Genomic DNA, 17,279 nt, shown 5'->3' on the forward strand with positions numbered 1-17,279 from the left:
GGGCTTTCGGGTACCGTCGCGCCCCATGCACGCCTCGATCCCTGCGCTCGCGTGGCGCCAGACGCTGCGCGACCTGCGCGCCGGCGAACTGCGCCTGCTGTTCTTCGCCGTGATGCTGGCCGTCGCCGCGCTGACGGCGGTGGGTTTCTTCGCCGACCGCCTGAATGGCGGCCTGGCGCGCGACGCACGCCAGCTGCTCGGCGGTGACGCGCTGGTCAGCAGCGACCGCCCGACGCCGCCGGAGCTGGTGCAGCTCGCCGCCGCCAGCGGGCTGCGCAGCGCGACCAGCGTCTCGTTCCCGAGCATGGCGCGTGCGCCCGACGATCTCGGCGGTGCCAGCCGGCTGGTCGCCGTCAAGGCGGTCAGCGACGGCTACCCGCTGCGCGGCGCGCTGCAGCTCAAGGCGCTGCAGGGCGACGGTGTCGAGACGGTGGCCGCCGGCCCGCGCCCCGGCACGGTGTGGGTCGACGCGGCGGTGCTCGCCTCGTTGCAGCTCGCGCCCGGCCAGCCGCTGCTGCTGGGCGACGCGGCGCTGACGGTGGCGCGGGTTATCGCCGTCGAGCCCGACCGCGGCGCCGGCTTCACCAGCTTCTCGCCGCGCGTGATGCTGCACGAGAGCGACCTGGCGGCCACCGGCCTGGTGCAGCCGGCGAGCCGGCTGAACTACCGTTTCGCCGTCGCCGCGCCCGAGGGCCGAGATGCGCTGGTGCGCCAGTTCGTGCAGCAGGCCGAGGAACGCATCCACGCCGTGCCGCTGCGCGGCGTGCGCCTGGAGTCGCTGCAGAGCGGCCGCCCCGAGATGCGCCAGACGCTGGACCGCGCCGAGAAGTTCCTGAACCTCGTCGCGCTGCTGGCGGCGCTGCTGGCCGCGGTGGCGGTGGCGATCGCCGCACGCGACTTCGCCGCCCGCCATCTGGACGACTGCGCGATGCTGCGCGTGCTGGGGCTGGCGCAGCGCCGCATCGCCGGTGCCTACGCGCTGGAGTTCGCGGCGCTCGGGCTGGCCGCCAGCGCCGCCGGTGTCGCCGTCGGCTGGCTGGTGCACCACGTCTTCGTCTTCCTGCTCGCCGGCCTCGTCAACGCCACGCTGCCGGCGCCGTCTCTGTGGCCGGCGGCGTTCGGCGTCGGCGTCGGCATGACGCTCCTGCTGGGCTTCGGCCTGCCGCCGGTGCTGCAGCTGGCGCGGGTGCCGCCGCTGCGCGTGATCCGCCGCGACGTCGGCACGCTGAAACCGGCGTCGCTGCTGGTGCTGGCCGCCGGCACCGGCGGCTTCGCGGCGCTGCTGCTGGCCGTGGCGTCCGACCCCAAGCTCGGGTTGATCGCGGTCGGCGGTTTCGCCGCCGCGATCGCGGTCTTCGCGCTGCTGTCCTGGGCGGCGGTGACGCTGCTGCGCCGCGCCGTGCCCGAGGCCGGCGCGCCGCGCTGGCTGGTGCTGGCCACGCGCCAGCTCACCGCGCGCCCGGCCTTCGCGGTGCTGCAGGTCTCGGCGCTGGCCGTCGGCCTGCTGGCGCTGGTGCTGCTGGTGCTGCTGCGCACCGACCTCGTCGCCAGCTGGCGTGGCGCGACGCCGCCGGACGCGCCCGACCGTTTCGTCATCAACGTGCAGCCCGACCAGGCCGCACCGTTCCGCCAGACGCTGGCCGAGGCCGGCGTCACGCGCTACGACTGGTATCCGATGATCCGCGGCCGCCTGGTGGCGATCAACGGCCGCGCCGTCAGCGCCGACGACTACAGCGACGACCGCGCGGCGCGCCTCGTCGACCGCGAGTTCAACCTCAGCCACGCCGAGCAGCGCCCGGAGCACAACGAGATCGTCGCCGGCCGCTGGACGCCGGGCGAGGCCGGCGCGGTGTCGGTCGAGGAAGGCATCGCGCAGACGCTGGGCCTGAAGCTCGGCGACACGCTGCGCTTCGACGTCGCCGGGCTGCAGCAGGAGGCGCGTGTGACCAGCCTGCGCAAGGTCGACTGGGGCTCGATGCGGGTCAACTTCTTCGTCGTCTTCCCGGTGGCCGAGCTGCCCGAGCTGCCGGCCAGCTACATCGGCGCCTTCCGCGCGCCGGCGCAGCCGGGTTTCGACAACGCGCTGGCGCGCGCCTACCCCAACGTCACCGCGATCGACGTCTCGGCCTCGATCGCCCAGGTGCAGGGGGTGCTCGACCAGGTGATCCGGGCGGTGGAGTTCCTGTTCGGCTTCACGCTGGTGGCCGGGCTGGTGGTGCTGTTCGCGGCGGTGTCGGCGACGCGCGAGTCGCGTTCACGCGAGTTCGCGGTGATGCGCGCGATGGGCGCCGGCAGCCGCCTGCTGGCCCAGGTGCAGCGGGCCGAGCTGCTGGGCGTCGGCGCGCTGGCCGGGCTGCTGGCCTCGCTGGCGGCGATGGCGGTGGGCTGGGCGCTGGCGCGTTACGCCTTCGAGTTCGACTGGCGGCCGTCGCCGCTGGTGCCGCTGGCCGGCGCGGCGGCCGGCGCGGCGCTGGCGCTGGCCGCCGGCTGGTGGGGCTTGCGCGACGTGCTGCGCCGCCCGGTCGTCGAGACGCTGCGCCGCGCGACGGTGCAGTGAGCCGGCGTCAGCCGGCGTCGAGCGCGCGGTCGAGCGCGCAGTCGATGGCCTCGAGCAGCCGGCGCTGCTCCAGCGGCTTGGTCAGGTAGTCGGCGAAGCCGGCCTCGCGTGCGGCGGCGATGCGATCGGGCATCGCGTCGGCGCTGACCGCGACGACCGGGATCGCCTGCGTCTCGGGGCGCGCGCGCATCCGGCGCAGCAGCTCGAAACCGTCGGCATCGGGCAGCTGGATGTCCAGCAGCACCAGCGCCGGCCGCGCCGCCAGCGCCAGCGCCAGGCCGGACTCGGCGTCGTCGGCCAGCAGCAGCTCCAGCTCGGGCCGGCGCGCCAGCATGGCCTCCATCAGCATCTGGTTGACGGCGTTGTCCTCGACGTAGAGCAGGGTGCGGCGCTGCGGCGCCGGCGGCCCCGAGGCGTCGGCGCTGCTGCGCTCCAGGCGGACCCAGAAGGTGCTGCCGCGGCCCGGCGCGCTGTCCAGCCCGATGCGCCCGTGCATGGCCTCGACCAGCCACTTGGCCAGCGCCAGGCCGACACCGGCGCCGTCGCTGGCGGCGTGCGCGCCCTCCAGGCGCTCGAAGGCCTGGAACACGCGCCGCTGGTCGGCCGGCGCGATGCCGGGGCCGTCGTCGTGCACCTCCAGGCGCAGGTGCTCGCCCTCGTCGCGCCAGGCGATGCTGACGCGGCCGCCGCGGCGGTTGTACTTGACGGCGTTGGTCAGCAGCCCGGCCAGCACCTGGCGCAGGCGCGCCGCGTCGGCGAGCACGAAGCCCTCGACGGCGACGGCCGGCGGCTCCAGCCGCACGCCGCGTTCGGCGGCCAGCGGCGCGACGAGGCGGCAGGCCTCGGCCACCGCGGCCGCCGCCGGCACCGCCTCCAGCCGCACGCCCAGCGTGCCGCCGTCGATGCCGGCCAGGTCCAGCACCTGGTCGATCATCGCCAGCAGGTGGCGGCCGCCGCGCAGCACCTGCTGCAGGCGCTGGCGCTGCAGCGGCGTCAGCGGCTCGGCGGCGTCGGACTCGAGCAGCTGGCCGAAACCCAGCACCGCGTTCAGCGGCGTGCGCAGCTCGTGCGACATGCGCGACAGGAAGTCGCTCTTGGCGCGGTTGGCGCGTTCGGCGTCGTCGCGCGCGGCGATCAGCGCCGCCTCGGCCGCCTTGCGTGCGGTGATGTCCCAGCCGTAGCGGATCCAGCCCTCCAGGCCGCCGCCCGGCGTGCGGCGCGGCACGCAGGTGTCGGCGATCCAGCCCCAGCCGCCGTCGGCGCGGCGCAGCCGGTATTCGGCGGAGAAGCTGCGCGCCTCGGGGCGTGCGGCCTCGAAGGCGGCGATGCAGGCGGCCTGGTCGTCGGCGTGCACGCGTGCGTGCCAGGGTTCGGCCAGCGCCTGCTCGACACCGCTGCCGGTGAACGCCTGCCAGCGCTGGTTGACCCACTCGGGCCGGCCGTCGGGCGCGCAGACGACGACCAGCGCCGGCGCCGCGTCGGCCAGCGAACGGAAGCGCGACTCGCTCTCGCGCAGCGCCTGCTCGGCGTGCAGCGCGTCGGTGATGTCGGTGAAGGTGCGCACCACCGGCCCGCCGTCGCTGCGGTAGGTGGCGACCTGCAGCGTGCGGCCGTCGGCGCCGGTGCGCTGGTAGCTGGCGGGCAGGGCGTCGAGGTCGCCGCGCAGCGCGGCCTCGATCGGCTCGCGCGCCGTCGGGTCGAGCTCGCCCGGCGCCGGGCCGACGCCGCCGTGGTCGACCTGCCAGCGCGCGAACTCGTTGAGCGTCGGGTGCGTGCGCAGCAGCTCCTCGGGCACGCCGGTCAGCTCGACGAGGCGGCGGTTCCAGGCCGCGGCGCGCCCCTGCTCGTCCAGCGTCAGCACGCCCTGCGGCAGGTTGGCCAGCGTGGCCTCGAGCAGGCGCGACTTCTCCTCCAGCAGCCGGCTGGTGCGCTGCTGCAGCTCGGTGGCGCGGCGCAGCTCGCCGATGTCGGAGAACAGGCCGATGGCGCCGGTCTTGCGGCCCTGCGCGTCGAGGATCGGCGTCGCCTGGTTCATGCACCACAGCGGCGTGCCGTCGTCGCGGCGCAGCCGCAGCTCGTAGTGGCCGACCTCGCCGGCCTCGCGGCGGCGCACCTGCTCGCGCAGGATCACCGCCTGGTCCTCGTCGACGAACTCCCAGACCGTGCGTCCGCGCAGCGCCTCCAGCCGCAGGCCGAGCATGCGGCACATCGCCGGGTTGGCGTCGGTGGTGCGCAGCGCGTTGTCGACGAACCAGAAGCCCTGCGTGGTGCTGTCCAGCAGCAGCGCCAGCATGCGCTGCTTCTCGGCCAGCGCGGCCTCGGCGGCCAGGCGCTGGGTGATGTCGACGGCCACGGCGACGAAGCCGCCGTCGGGCGTGGCGTTGCGGCGCAGCTCGACGGTGCGGCCGTCGGGCATCACGCGCACCGTGGTCGCGTGGCCGCCGCCGCGCAGCAGCGCCAGCCAGCGCTCGATGGTGGCCTCGGGGTCGCCGCCGCCCAGGCGGCCGGCGCGCACCTGCGCCTCCAGCAGCGCGCGCACCGGGGTGCCCGGGCGGCCGAGCGCCGGGTCCAGCCGCGTGATCTCGGCGAAGCGCGGGTTCATCGCCCGCACGCGCAGGTCGGGCCCGGCGACGAGCAGGCCTTCGTCGACGTGGTCGTAGATCAGGCGCAGCAGGGCCTCGCTGTCGCGTGCGGCCACCAGGCTGCGCTGTTCCTGGCGGCGTGCCGTCGCCAGCGCCAGGCGCTGGCGCCAGTTGCGCTCGGCCGAGACCAGGCCGTACAGCCCCAGCAGCGCCGCCACCGCGATGCCCAGCAGCACCGACGGCGCCGGCGGCTGGTTCTCGGTCAGCAGCCGCAGCGTCACCGGTGTCACCGCCGGCAGCGCGAACAGCACGCCGGCCAGCCGGTCGAACTGCGCCAGCACCAGCGCCGCGGTCGACATGCCGGCCACCGCGATCATCAGCACCGTCAGGCCGTGGTGCGTGTCGGCCATCGGCATCAGCGCCGCGCCGCCCCAGACGCAGCCGTTGAGGAAGGTGCCGGCGCGAAAGCGTGTCAGCCAGGGCGCCTGCACCTCGGGATCGGGCGCGCAGCGGCGGTGGCGCGACAGCGCCCACAGCCGGCCCGCCAGCAGCAGCGCCAGCACGGCCAGCCAGCCGAGCAGGGCGCCGTCGGGCACGTCGCCGTGCAGCGCCCAGGCGACGAACGTCGCGACGCCGGCACTGCCCAGCACCGAGAACGGGACCGCCGACGCGTGCTCGGCCACCTGCGACAGGTGCACCTCGCGCTCGATCTCGGCGTCCTTCTCGTGCTCCGCGGGCTTCGGTGATCGCACGGGGCGCTTCCCTCCGGTCAGGTCACGTAGTGTGACCGCAGGCGGGGGCGGTCTTCCACGCCCCGGCACCGGTTCGCGTGGGCCGCCTCACGGCTCAGGAGCCGGACACGCGGAACGCGGCGATGGCCTGCGCGAGCTGCCGCGCCTGTTCGCGCAGCGACTCCGACGCGGCGGCCGACTGCTCGACCAGCGCGGCGTTCTGCTGCGTCATGCGGTCCAGCGTGGCGACGGCGTCGTTGATGTCGCCGATGTCCTGGTGCTGCTCGGCCGACGCGGCGGAGATCTCGGCGATGGTCGCGCTGACGCGTTCGACCGCGGCGACGATCTCGTCCATCGTCGTGCCGGCGTCGGCGACCAGGCGGGCGCCGGTGTCGACCTTCTCGACCGAGTTGCCGATCAGCACCTTGATCTCGCGTGCGGCCTCGGCGGCGCGCCCGGCCAGCGAGCGCACCTCGCCGGCGACGACCGCGAAGCCGCGGCCCTGCTCGCCGGCGCGCGCGGCTTCCACCGCCGCGTTCAGCGCCAGGATGTTGGTCTGGAAGGCGATGCCGTCGATGGTGCCGATGATGTCGGCGATGCGGCGCGAGCTGGCGTTGATCTCGTCCATCGTCGCCACGACCTGGCCGACGACCTCGCCGCCGCGGCGTGCGGTGCCGGCGGCGGCGCCGGCGAGTTCACGCGCCTGCGACGCGGCGTCGGCGCTGTGGCGCGCGCTGCCGGCGAGCTGGCCGACGCTGGAGGCGGTCTGCTGCAGGCTGCCGGCGGTCTGCTCGGTGCGCTGGCTGAGGTCGGCGTTGCCGGCGGCGATCTCGCCCGAGGCGGTGTCGATCGACTCGGCCGACTGGCGCACGCTGGCCAGCGTGCCGCCCAGGCGCAGGCGCATCGCCTCGACGTCGCGGATCAGCTCGCCGACCTCGTCGTCGCGCTCGCTCTCGATGTGGCGCGTCAGGTCGCCGGCGGCCACCGCCTCGACGGCGTGCGCGAGCTCGCGCAGCGGCTGGGCCACGCCGCGGCGCAGCACGACGAACAGCGAGGCGCCCAGCGCCGCGGTGACCAGGCCCAGCAGCAGCCAGAACGGCCGCAGCCCGGCCCAGGTGGCAGCCATCGCCTGGCCCTGCGAGACCTCGGCGAGCACGACCCAGCCGGTGGCCGGCACCTTGCGCGCCACGGCCCAGGTGTCGCCGCTGTCGCGGTCGACGAACCCGGGCGAGGGCAGGCGCTCGCCGGCGCCGGCCGCCGGCAGCGCCGCCAGCAGCGCGGCGGCGCCGGGCACGGCCTCCAGCACCTTCCGGCCGGTGGCCTCGCGGTGGGCGATGAAGACCGCGTCCTCGGGCCTGGCCTTGGGGTCGACGATGACGATGCCGCCGGTACCGGCGAGACGGGCCTCGCCGGCCAGCTTGCGCAGCGCGGCGCGGTAGGCGCTCTGGTCGAAGCCGACGAAGAGCACGCCGACGACGCGGCCCTGGGCGTCGCGCAGCGCGTCGTAGCGCGCCATGTAGGGTTTGCCGAAGAGCTGCGCCGGGCCGACGTAGGAGCCGCCGGCCTTCAGCGCCGCGTAGGCCGGGTGCTGCGTGCCCAGCGGCGTGCCGACGGCGCGCGAGCCGTCCTCCTTCTTCAGCGAGGTCGTGATGCGCACGAAATCCTCGCCCTGCGCGGCGAACACCGTGGCCACGCCACCGGTCAGCGCGGCGAAGCGGTCGACGAGCGTGAACTCGCCGGCGAGCGCCTGCCCGGCGGCCGTCAGCGTGTCGCCGTCGAGCGCGTAGGGGCCGGGCAGGTCGGCGGCGAAGGCGCCGTAGAGCTTGTCGGCCATCGTGCGCGCCGCGCCGTCGAAGGCCTCGGCCATGTCGGCGACGGCCTGGGCGCGTTCGCCGAAACGCTCGACGTTGGCCTCGTTGGCGTTGCGCACCGTGATCCAGCTCTGCAGCGCCGCCGCGGCGCCCAGCGCCAGCGCCAGGCCCAGGCCGCCGGCCAGCGAGATGCGGCGCGCGATCGAGCCGTTGCGGGAAGCCGTGGGCCTGTTCATCGGGGCGGGTGCGGGCTGGGGCATCGGGTCAGCAGATCGTGCGTCGCGCGCAGGTTCGACCGGTCCGGAGCGGCGCGTGCCCGGCGGCGTGGAGGCGGCGTCGCCGCGGCGCTGGGGCCTGCGGGGGCCGCCGGCGTGAGCGGCTGCGCCCGGCCAGCCCGCGGCGCGGGTGCAGGGCCGGCGGCGGCTGCAGACGGCGCTGCCGCCCGAGGCGGCAGCGGCCGGGACTCGGCCCGGCGACGGAGGCGGTGCGGCCGGTGATCCTCATCAGGGTGGGCCCCGGCGAGTGCGGCCCGGCTCCCGAGGGCTCAGTGGGTGGCGCTGTCCATCAGGCCCATGTCGGCGCTGCTCATCAGCGCCTCGATGTCGACCAGGATCAGCATGCGCTCGGCGTCGCCGCTCTTCACCGCGCCGATGCCGGTGATGTAGTGGGCCTCGATGCTGGAGCTGAGCTCCGGCGCCGGCTTGATCTGCTCGCGGTTGAGCTCGAGCACGTCGGACACCGAGTCGACCACGGCGCCGACGACGCGGCCGCGCACGTTGAGCACGATGACGACGGTGAAGCCGTTGTACTCGGCGCTCTCGCAGCCGAGCTTCAGGCGCAGGTCGATGATCGGCACGATGACGCCGCGCAGGTTCACGACGCCCTTGATGAACGACGGCGCGTTGGCGATGCGCGTCGGCGGCTCGTAGGAGCGGATCTCCTGCACGCGCAGGATGTCGATGCCGTACTCCTCGCCGCCGAGGCGGAAGGTGAGGAACTCACCGCCGGCCTGGCCCTCGACGGCCGCGGCGCCGTTCGAGGCGGAGGCCGCGCGCGTGCGCTCGCTGCGGGCAGAGGGGGCAACTTCGGTCAGCATGTCCATTTCGTGTCCTTCAGGAAGGCGTCGTACGGGTTATCGACCGTCGCGGCGCCGAGTTGAGCGGGGCGGGCGTGGCAGATGCCACGCCGGGCGTCAGAACGTTTCCCAGTCGCCGTCGTCGCGTGCGGCCGGCGCGGCGGGCGCCGCCGGGGGGGCCGGACGCGGCGTCTGCGCGCGCACCGGGGCGGCGGCCGGCTCCGGCGACGCGGCCTCGCGGACCGGTGTCGCGGCCGGCCTGGACGGCGGCTTCGGCGCGGCCGGCGGCGTCGCGGCGCGGGCGCTGTCGCCGGCACTGGCGATCAGCTCGCGCGCCAGCACCGGCGGCGTGGCCGTGGCGGTCTGGGTCAGGTGGAAGGTGGCCACCAGCTCGGCCAGGCGGGTGCCCTGCTCGCGCAGCGAGCCGGCGGCGGCGGCCGACTGCTCGACCAGCGCGGCGTTCTGCTGCGTCATCTGGTCGAGCTGGTTGACGGCGCCGTTGACCTGGGCGATGCCGCTGCTCTGCTCGGCGGTGGCGGCGCTGATCTCGCCGATGATGTCGGAGACGCGCTGCACGCTGGCGACGATCTCCTGCATCGTGCTGCCGGCGTCGCCGACGAGCCGGGCGCCGGCCTCGACCTTGTCGACCGAGTCGCCGATCAGCGTCTTGATCTCGCGCGCCGCCGAGGCCGAGCGCTGGGCCAGCGCCCGCACCTCGCCGGCGACGACCGCGAAGCCGCGGCCCTGCTCGCCGGCGCGCGCCGCCTCGACGGCGGCGTTGAGCGCCAGGATGTTGGTCTGGAACGCGATGCCGTCGATGACGCCGATGATGTCGGCGATCTTCTTCGAGCTGGTGTTGATCTGGTCCATCGTCGAGACGACCTGGGCCACGACCTCGCCGCCGCGCTGGGCGGTGTCGGCGGCGCTGCCGGCGAGCTGGTTGGCCTGGCGCGCGGCGTCGGCGCTCTGGCGCACGTTGCCGGTCAGCTGCTCCATCGAGCTGGCGGTCTGCTGCAGGCTGCCGGCGGTCTGCTCGGTGCGCTGGCTCAGGTCGAGGTTGCCGGTGGCGATCTCGTTGGACGCGGTGCGGATCGAGTCGGCGCTCGCGCGCACCTCGGCCAGCGTCTTCTCGACGTGGCGCAGCGCCTGCTGCAGGCGGTGCGTGGCCGGCGACTGCGCGGGCAGGTGCGCCGGCGCGAAAGTGACGTCGCCGCGTGCGTCGACCAGGCCGTCGGCGATGGCCACGAGCTCGTCGGTGGTGCGGTAGTCGCTGCGGCTGCGCAGCGCCAGCATCACCAGCACGCCGGCTTCGCCAACGACGAAGGCGGCGTGTTCGATGACCTTCAGCAGGCTCGGCTCGGTGAAGCACACCGGGCCCCATCCCCACTGCTGGAAGTAGTTGAAGCTCAGGTGGTGCACGGCGATCGTCGCCGCGCCGGCGATGACCGCCTCCCAGCGCCGGTAGACGACGGTGGCGGCGAGCAGCGCGAAGACCGCGAAGTGCGCCTCGGCCGCGCCGCGCGCGACATGGATCAGCAGCGCCACGGCGGCCATGCCGAGCACCGGCAGGCCGATGAAGCTGGCGGCCTTGCGGCTGCCGCCGCCGAGGCCGGCCAGCGCTGCCGCCGCGGCCAGCAGCAGCAGGCCCAGCCCGAGCGCGAGCCCCAGGCCGTCGAAGGCGACGCCGTAGGCCACGGCGCCGAGCACGACGAGCGCCATCGAGGCGAGCATCGCGCGGTCGTTGAAGTCGATGTTCATACTGCTTGCGTCGTCTCGCGGCGACGCCCTCGTGGGCTCAGAAGGTTTCCCAGTCGTCGTCGGCCCGCGCGGTCTGCGGCGTCGCGGCGGCGGCCGGCGCCGGCCGCGGCGCGGCGGCGGCGGGGGTTGCCGCGGCGGCCGGCGCGGGACGGGCGCCGTCGCGGGCGCGGGCGATCACGGCCTTGGCCACCGGGGCGGCCTGGGCGCGTGCGGGGGCCGGTTTCGGCGCTTCGGGCGCCGCGGCGGCGTGGCCGGTCGAGCCCGGCACGCGGAACGCGGACACCAGCGCGGCCAGGCGTTCGGCCTGCTCGCGCAGCGACTCGGCCGCGGCGGTGCTTTGCTCGACCAGCGCGGCGTTCTGCTGCGTCATCTGGTCCAGGCCGGCGATGGCGCCGTTGACCTGGCCGATGCCCTGGCTCTGCTCGGTGGCCGCGGCCATCACCTCGCCGATGATGTCGGCCACACGCTGCACGCCGGAGACGATCTCCTGCATCGTGCTGCCGGCGTCGGCGACGAGCCGGGCGCCGGACTCGACCTTCTCGACCGAGCCGCCGATCAGCGTCTTGATCTCGCGCGCGGCCTCGGCGCTGCGCTGGGCCAGCGAACGCACCTCGCCGGCGACGACGGCGAAGCCGCGGCCCTGTTCGCCGGCCCGCGCCGCTTCCACCGCGGCGTTGAGCGCCAGGATGTTGGTCTGGAAGGCGATGCCGTCGACGGTGCCGATGATGTCGGCGATCTTCTTGGAGCTGGCGTTGATCTCGTCCATCGTCTGCACGACCTGGGCGACGACCTCGCCGCCGCGCTGGGCGACGCTGCTGGCGCTGCTGGCGAGCTGGTTGGCCTGGCGCGCCGAGTCGGCGGTCTGGGCGACGGTGGCGGTGATCTCCTCCATCGTGCTGGCCGTCTGCTGCAGCGAGCCCGCGGTCTGCTCGGTGCGCGAGGACAGGTCGGTGCTGGCCGCGGCGATCTGGCTGCTGGCGCCGGCCACCGAGCCGGTGCCGCTGCGGATCTGCTCGACCATCGTCGTCAGGCTGGCCTGCATGTCGCGCAGCGCGCGCAGCAGCTCGCCGATCTCGTCGGCGCGCCCGGTGTCGGGCACGGCGCGTGTCAGGTCGTGCGCGGCGATGCGCTTGGCGGCGTCGATCGACTCGGCCAGCGGCTGGGTGACCGAACGCGTCATCGACCAGGCCAGCGCCAGCCCGGCGGCGATGGCCGCGGCCAGCATGCCGGCGAGCGTGTAGACGCCGGTGCGGATGCCGTCTTCCACGCGCGCGGCCAGCGCGTCGGCGTGCTGCCGGGCGCGCTGCTGGTGGGCCTCGATGGCCCCGAGGTAGGCCTGGGCGGTGCTGGCCATCGGGCCGCTGACGAGGCGGTCGCCTTCGGCGATGCTGCCTTCCTTGAACGCCGCCGAGGCCTGGTTGCGCACGTCGATGTAGGCCTTGCGCTTGGCGGCGATGTCGGCGAACGCGGCCTTCTCGTCGGCCGACTCGCCGCTGGCCTCCAGCGCCTTCTGCAGCGTGCTGATCTCGGCCGAGGTGGCCTTCATCTGCGGCTCGATCGCCGCCACCGTCGCGTCCTGGAAGCCCGAGGCGGCGACCGCCAGCGCACGCGCCAGGTTCAGCCGGGTGTTGGACTTCCAGGCCTCCAGGTCGGCGGCGCGCGCCGTCGCGGCGTCGCGTTCGGCGCCGAGCGCGCCGATGCGGCGCAGTTCGTAGATGCCGACGGCGGTGGTGACCGCCATCAGCACCAGCACGGCCGCGAAGCTCAGCCCGAGCCGGATGCCGATGCGGAGGTTGGACAGGGATTTCATCGTTTTCTCCTGGGGGCGAGCTTCTGCCTGGGTGGTCCGTCGAGGCCTGTCGGCCTCGTCAGACCACCGGGGTGGCCAGCTCCTTGGCGGCCGGCTCGTGCGAGCCGGCGGCAGTGCGGAAGGCGGCGACGATCGCGCCGAGGCGCTCGGCCTGTTCCTTCAGTGATTCGGCGGCGGCGGCCGACTGCTCGACGAGCGCGGCGTTCTGCTGCGTCATGCCGTCGAGCTCGGAGACGGCGCCGTTGACCTGGCTGAGGCCCGAGCTCTGCTCGCCGGCGGCGCGGCTGATCTCGCCGATGATCTGGTTGACACGCTGCACGCTGGCGACGATCTCGCCCATCGTCGTGCCGGCGTCGGCGACCAGGCGGGCGCCGGTGTCGACCTTCTCGACCGAGTTGCCGATCAGCGCCTTGATCTCGCGCGCGGCCTCGGCCGAGCGCTGGGCCAGCGAGCGCACCTCGCCGGCGACGACCGCGAAACCGCGGCCCTGTTCGCCGGCCCGTGCCGCCTCGACGGCGGCGTTGAGCGCCAGGATGTTGGTCTGGAAGGCGATGCCGTCGATGGTGCCGATGATGTCGGCGATGCGGCGCGAGCTGGCGTTGATCTCGTCCATCGTCGTCACGACCTGGCCGACGACCTCGCCGCCGCGCTGCGCGACCTCGGCGGCGCTGCCGGCCAGCTCGCTGGCCTCGCGCGCGGCGTCGGCGCTCTGGCGCACGGTGCCGGTGATCTCCTCCATCGCGCTGGCCGTCTGCTGCAGGCTGCCGGCGGTCTGCTCGGTGCGGCTGGACAGCTCGGCGTTGCCGGCGGCGACCTCGCGGCTGGCGAGCTCGATGCTGTCGGCCGAGCTGCGCATCTGGCCGACCATGCGCTGCAGCGACTCCTGCATGCGCGCCAGCGCGGCCAGCAGGTCGTTGGCCTCGTCGCGGCCCTGCAGCTGGATCGGGCGCGTCAGGTCGCCGTCGGCGATGGCCTGCGCCACCTTGCGGGCGTGGTCGATCGGGCTGGTGATCGAGTGCGAGTTGGCCAGCGTCATCGGCGTGATGACCAGCATCACGACGGCGATCAGGCCGCCGAAGACGAACAGCGCCTGCTGCATCGTCTCGTCGAACCGCGCCGCGGCCTCGGCGCTCTCGGCCATGACGATCGTCTGGATCTTGCCGGCGGCCTGCTCGACGGCGGCGATGTGGCCGCCTGCGCGCTCGAGCATGCGGTCGACGACGCGGGCGTTGTCGAACACGCCTTGCTGCGCCCGGTCGAGCACCATCGCCGCGGCCTTCTCGTACTCGGCCAGGCGTTCGATGGCTTCGCGCGCGATCGGGTTGTCCTCGTCGTCCTCGCCTTCGAGCAGCGACTTCAGCGCCGCCGTGGTGGCGTCGATCTCGCGCTTCCACTCCTGGCGGTGCTTGGCGATCGCGGCGCTGTCCTCGTAGTCGATGACCATCTGCTTCTCGTGCAGGCGGGCCTGCGCGATGTGCTGGTCGATCGCCGCCGTCGCGGCCTGCTCGCCGCGCGACTGCTCCAGGATCTTCTGGTTCAGCTCGCGCAGCTCGAGCCCGCCGACGAGCCCGGCGGCCCCGACCACGACGAAGGACAGCAGCACGACGGCAATCGCGCCGCGCATGCGGGTGCGGATCGTGAATCCGCGCATCAGGGCCAGCAGTGCATTCATCGCGCTAACTTCCAGGGGCTGATCGGATCAAGCTTCCCGCCACGGTCCGGCTTTGCCGGACCGTCGGCGGACGGCCCCCTCGGGGGGTAGCGAGCGCAAGCGAGCTCGGGGGCACAGGTCCATCAATGTCTAGAGCGGCGAACCAGAGAACCGATGTCCAGGATCAGCGCGACACGCCCGTCGCCCATGATCGTGGCGCCCGAGACGTCGTCGACCTTGCGGTAGTTGGACTCGAGGTTCTTGACGACGACCTGCTGCTGTCCGAGCAGCTCGTCGACGAGCAGCGCCACGCGCCCGCCCTCGGCCTCGACGACGACCATGATGTTGCTGACGCGCTCGAAGTCGAAACGCGGCACGTCGAAGACGCGCTCCAGGTCGACGACCGGCATGTACTCGTCGCGCACCTCGACGACGCGGCCGGTGCCGCCGATCGTCTTGATCATGCCCGGCTGCACCTGGAAGGACTCGACGACCGAGGACAGCGGCAGGATGTAGCACTCCTCGCCGACGCCCACGCTCATGCCGTCCATGATGGCCAGCGTCAGCGGCAGGCGCACGCGCACCGTCATGCCGTAGCCCTCGGCCGAGTCGATCTCGACCGTGCCGCCGAGCGCGGTGATGTTCTTCTTGACGACGTCCATGCCGACGCCGCGGCCGGAGACGTCGGTGACGACGTCGGCGGTCGAGAAGCCCGGCGCGAAGATCAGGCCGTAGACCTCCTGGTCGGTCATCGTGTCGGGCGCGTCCAGGCCGCGCTCGCGCGCCTTCTTCAGCAGCTTCTCGCGGTTCAGGCCCTTGCCGTCGTCGCGCACCTCGATGACGATCGAGCCGCCCTGGTGGCTGGCGATCAGCGTGATCGTGCCGGTCTCGGGCTTGCCCTTGGCCAGGCGCTCGGCCGGCAGCTCGATGCCGTGGTCGCAGCTGTTGCGCACCAGGTGCGTCAGCGGGTCGGTGATCTTCTCGACCAGGCCCTTGTCGAGCTCGGTCGCCTCGCCGACCTGCACCAGCTCGACCTTCTTGCCGAGCTTGCCGGCGAGGTCGCGCAGCATGCGCGGGAAGCGGTTGAAGACCAGCGACATCGGGATCATGCGGATCGACATCACCGCTTCCTGCAGGTCGCGGGTGTTGCGCTCCAGGTCCGCCAGGCCGGAGGACATCTGCTGGTACAGCGCGGCGTCGACGCCCTTGCTGTTCTGCGCCAGCATGGCCTGCGTGATGACGAGCTCGCCGACGAGGTTGATCAGCTGGTCGACCTTCTCGACCGAGACGCGCAGCGTGCTCGACTCGGGCGCGGCGGCCTTGTCGGTCCGGGCGGCGGCGCGGGCCGGCGCGGCCGGCACGGCGGCGCGCACCGGCTCGGCTGCCGCGGCGGGCGCTGCGGGCGCGGCGGCGGCCTCGGACGGCGCGCCCGGCGCGTCGTCGAAGAAGCCGTAGCCAGGGTCGGGTTCGGTCTTGCTCGGCTCGGGTGCGCCGGGCGCGCCGGCGTGGAAGCCGTAGCCCGGGCCCAGCGGGCCCAGGCGCAGCTGCTCGCGCGCGACGTGGAAGGTGAACAGGTCCAGCAGGTCGTTGTCGGGCGTCGTCGTGACGACCTTGAAGCGGCGCATGCCGTCGGCGGCGCGGCCGGCGTCCAGCGGCTCGATCGTGCCCAGGTCGGCGATCTCCTTGAACAGCTCGACCAGGTTGTCGGCCATGCCCGGGTCGGCCAGCGGCCCGACGGTCAGCTCCAGCGCACGCGCGGCCGTCCCCCCGGCGGCAGGCGCGGCGACCGGGGCCGGGGCCGCAGCGGCGGCCGCGGCAGCGGGCTGGGCTGCGGCGGCAGCGGCCGGCGCGGCCGGCAGCGGCGCGGCGGCGGCCTGGCCGGTGACCAGCGCGCGGATCGACACCAGCAGTTCGCGCGTGTCCACCGGGTCGGCGCCGTTGCCCTGGTGGCGGGCGAGCTGCGCCTTCAGCGCGTCGCCCGAGGCCAGCAGCACGTCGACCATCGCCGCCGTCGGCGCCAGTTCGTGGCGGCGCAGCTTGTCCAGCAGCGTCTCCATCTCGTGCGTCAGCTCGGCGATGTCGCTGAAGCCGAAGGTCGCGGCGCCGCCCTTGACCGAGTGCGCGCAGCGGAAGATCGCGTTGAGCTCCTCGTCGTCCGCGTTCTCGATGTCGAGGTTGAGCAGCATCTGCTCCATCGTCTCGAGGTTCTCGCCGGCTTCTTCGAAGAAGACCTGGAAGAACTGCGAGAGGTCGATGCCGGCGGACAGGTGGGCGCCTTCTTGTTGGGTGTCGGCCATGGTCGTGCTCCGTGTTCCTGCTGGGGTCCCGTCGCGGGACTCAGCGAATGACCTTGCCGATGACCTCGACGAGCTTGGCGGGGTCGAAGGGCTTGACCAGCCAGCCGGTGGCGCCGGCGGCGCGGCCGGCCTGCTTCATCTGGTCGCTCGACTCGGTGGTCAGGATCAGGATCGGCGTGCTCTTGAACTTCGGGTTCTCGCGCAGCTTCTTGGTCAGGCTGATGCCGTCCATGCGCGGCATGTTCTGGTCGGTCAGCACGAGGTTGAAGTCGCGCTGGTTGGCCTTCTCGTAGGCATCCTGTCCATCGACGGCCTCGACGACATGGAAGCCGGCGTTCTTCAGCGTGAAGGACACCATCTGGCGCATCGAGGCGCTGTCATCAACGGCAAGGATCGAGTGCATGGGAGGTCTCTCGGGGGGGAAGGTTGGAGTTCTGGGGGCGGATGCGCCGGGCGGTCAGAAGAGCTCGACGGACCCGGCGTCCATCTCGTCCTGGGTCACGGGGTTGGGGCGCAGCGGCGCCTCCTCGACGAGCGTCTCGCCGTCCTCGTCGTCGCCCATGGTGTCGCGGGCCAGCCGGTCGGCGCAGTTGCGCAGGCGCCGGGAGGTGTGGTGGACCAGTTGCGAGGCCATGTCCTGGAACTGCATCGCCGTGATCGCGCCAGCCATGTGCTCCATCGCGGCATGGAGCTGGTGGCTGTCGAGTTCGGGGTGCGGAGCGGCCGAATGCAGCAGCTGCTTCAACTCCTGCGTCGCGCCGTAGAAGTGCACGAGCAGCGAGTCGCAGGCGTCGCTGAGCAGGCGCTGGAGGCGGTCGAGGTCGTTGCTGGCGACGAGCAGGTGGTCCTGCAGGTCCGCGGCGGCCAGCAACGGCATCGTGCCTTCGTGTGCCGTGTCGTGAGGTTCCTGGGAGAGCATCCGGACTCCGGGTGTTCGGTTCTTGTTCGACCTCGTCCGGCCGCGGATGCACCGTGTTGGTGCAAGCCTGATGCGGCCAGCCGGGCCT

10 protein-coding genes are annotated in these 17,279 nt (G+C 73.8%); 1 reads left to right on the plus strand and 9 read right to left on the minus strand.

The window, feature by feature from the left end; all coding sequences use genetic code 11:
• Window positions 1-25 precede the first annotated feature (25 nt).
• Complete coding sequence (locus G5B56_RS10840) at window positions 26-2,557, plus strand: ABC transporter permease (RefSeq protein ID WP_164963204.1); 2,532 nt, start codon at window positions 26-28, stop codon at window positions 2,555-2,557.
• A 7-nt stretch (window positions 2,558-2,564) separates the two neighbouring features.
• Here the strand turns inward: G5B56_RS10840 and G5B56_RS10845 are convergent, their stop codons facing one another.
• From G5B56_RS10845 to G5B56_RS10885, 9 genes are all read right to left on the minus strand, one after another.
• Window positions 2,565-5,891, minus strand: coding sequence for a PAS-domain containing protein (locus tag G5B56_RS10845; protein ID WP_164963205.1), 3,327 nt, complete (start codon window positions 5,889-5,891; stop codon window positions 2,565-2,567).
• Window positions 5,892-5,985: 94 nt separating this feature from the next.
• Complete coding sequence (locus G5B56_RS10850) at window positions 5,986-7,917, minus strand: Cache 3/Cache 2 fusion domain-containing protein (protein WP_164963206.1); 1,932 nt, start codon at window positions 7,915-7,917, stop codon at window positions 5,986-5,988.
• A 308-nt stretch (window positions 7,918-8,225) separates the two neighbouring features.
• Window positions 8,226-8,783, minus strand: a complete 558-nt coding sequence (locus G5B56_RS10855) for a chemotaxis protein CheW (RefSeq protein ID WP_009857567.1) — start codon at window positions 8,781-8,783, stop codon at window positions 8,226-8,228.
• Window positions 8,784-8,873: 90 nt separating this feature from the next.
• A complete protein-coding gene (locus G5B56_RS20070; RefSeq protein WP_164963207.1) occupies window positions 8,874-10,514 on the minus strand; it encodes a methyl-accepting chemotaxis protein in 1,641 nt (546 codons plus the stop codon).
• A gap of 37 nt (window positions 10,515-10,551) precedes the next feature.
• The gene (locus G5B56_RS10865) at window positions 10,552-12,324 is read right to left on the minus strand and encodes a methyl-accepting chemotaxis protein (protein WP_164963208.1); all 1,773 of its coding nucleotides are present in this window, start codon (window positions 12,322-12,324) and stop codon (window positions 10,552-10,554) included.
• A 58-nt stretch (window positions 12,325-12,382) separates the two neighbouring features.
• Window positions 12,383-13,996: a methyl-accepting chemotaxis protein gene (locus G5B56_RS10870; RefSeq protein ID WP_164963209.1), complete on the minus strand. Its 1,614-nt coding sequence runs from the start codon at window positions 13,994-13,996 to the stop codon at window positions 12,383-12,385.
• A gap of 122 nt (window positions 13,997-14,118) precedes the next feature.
• Complete coding sequence (locus tag G5B56_RS10875; RefSeq protein WP_029718952.1) at window positions 14,119-16,272, minus strand: chemotaxis protein CheA; 2,154 nt, start codon at window positions 16,270-16,272, stop codon at window positions 14,119-14,121.
• Window positions 16,273-16,312: 40 nt separating this feature from the next.
• On the minus strand, window positions 16,313-16,675 hold the full coding sequence (locus tag G5B56_RS10880) for a response regulator (RefSeq protein ID WP_009857434.1): 363 nt from the start codon (window positions 16,673-16,675) through the stop codon (window positions 16,313-16,315).
• 54 nt (window positions 16,676-16,729) lie between these two features.
• Window positions 16,730-17,191, minus strand: coding sequence for a hypothetical protein (locus tag G5B56_RS10885; protein WP_009857433.1), 462 nt, complete (start codon window positions 17,189-17,191; stop codon window positions 16,730-16,732).
• Window positions 17,192-17,279 lie beyond the last annotated feature (88 nt).

The organism is Rubrivivax sp. JA1026, assembly GCF_011065555.1.
GTDB lineage: Bacteria > Pseudomonadota > Gammaproteobacteria > Burkholderiales > Burkholderiaceae_C > Rubrivivax > Rubrivivax benzoatilyticus.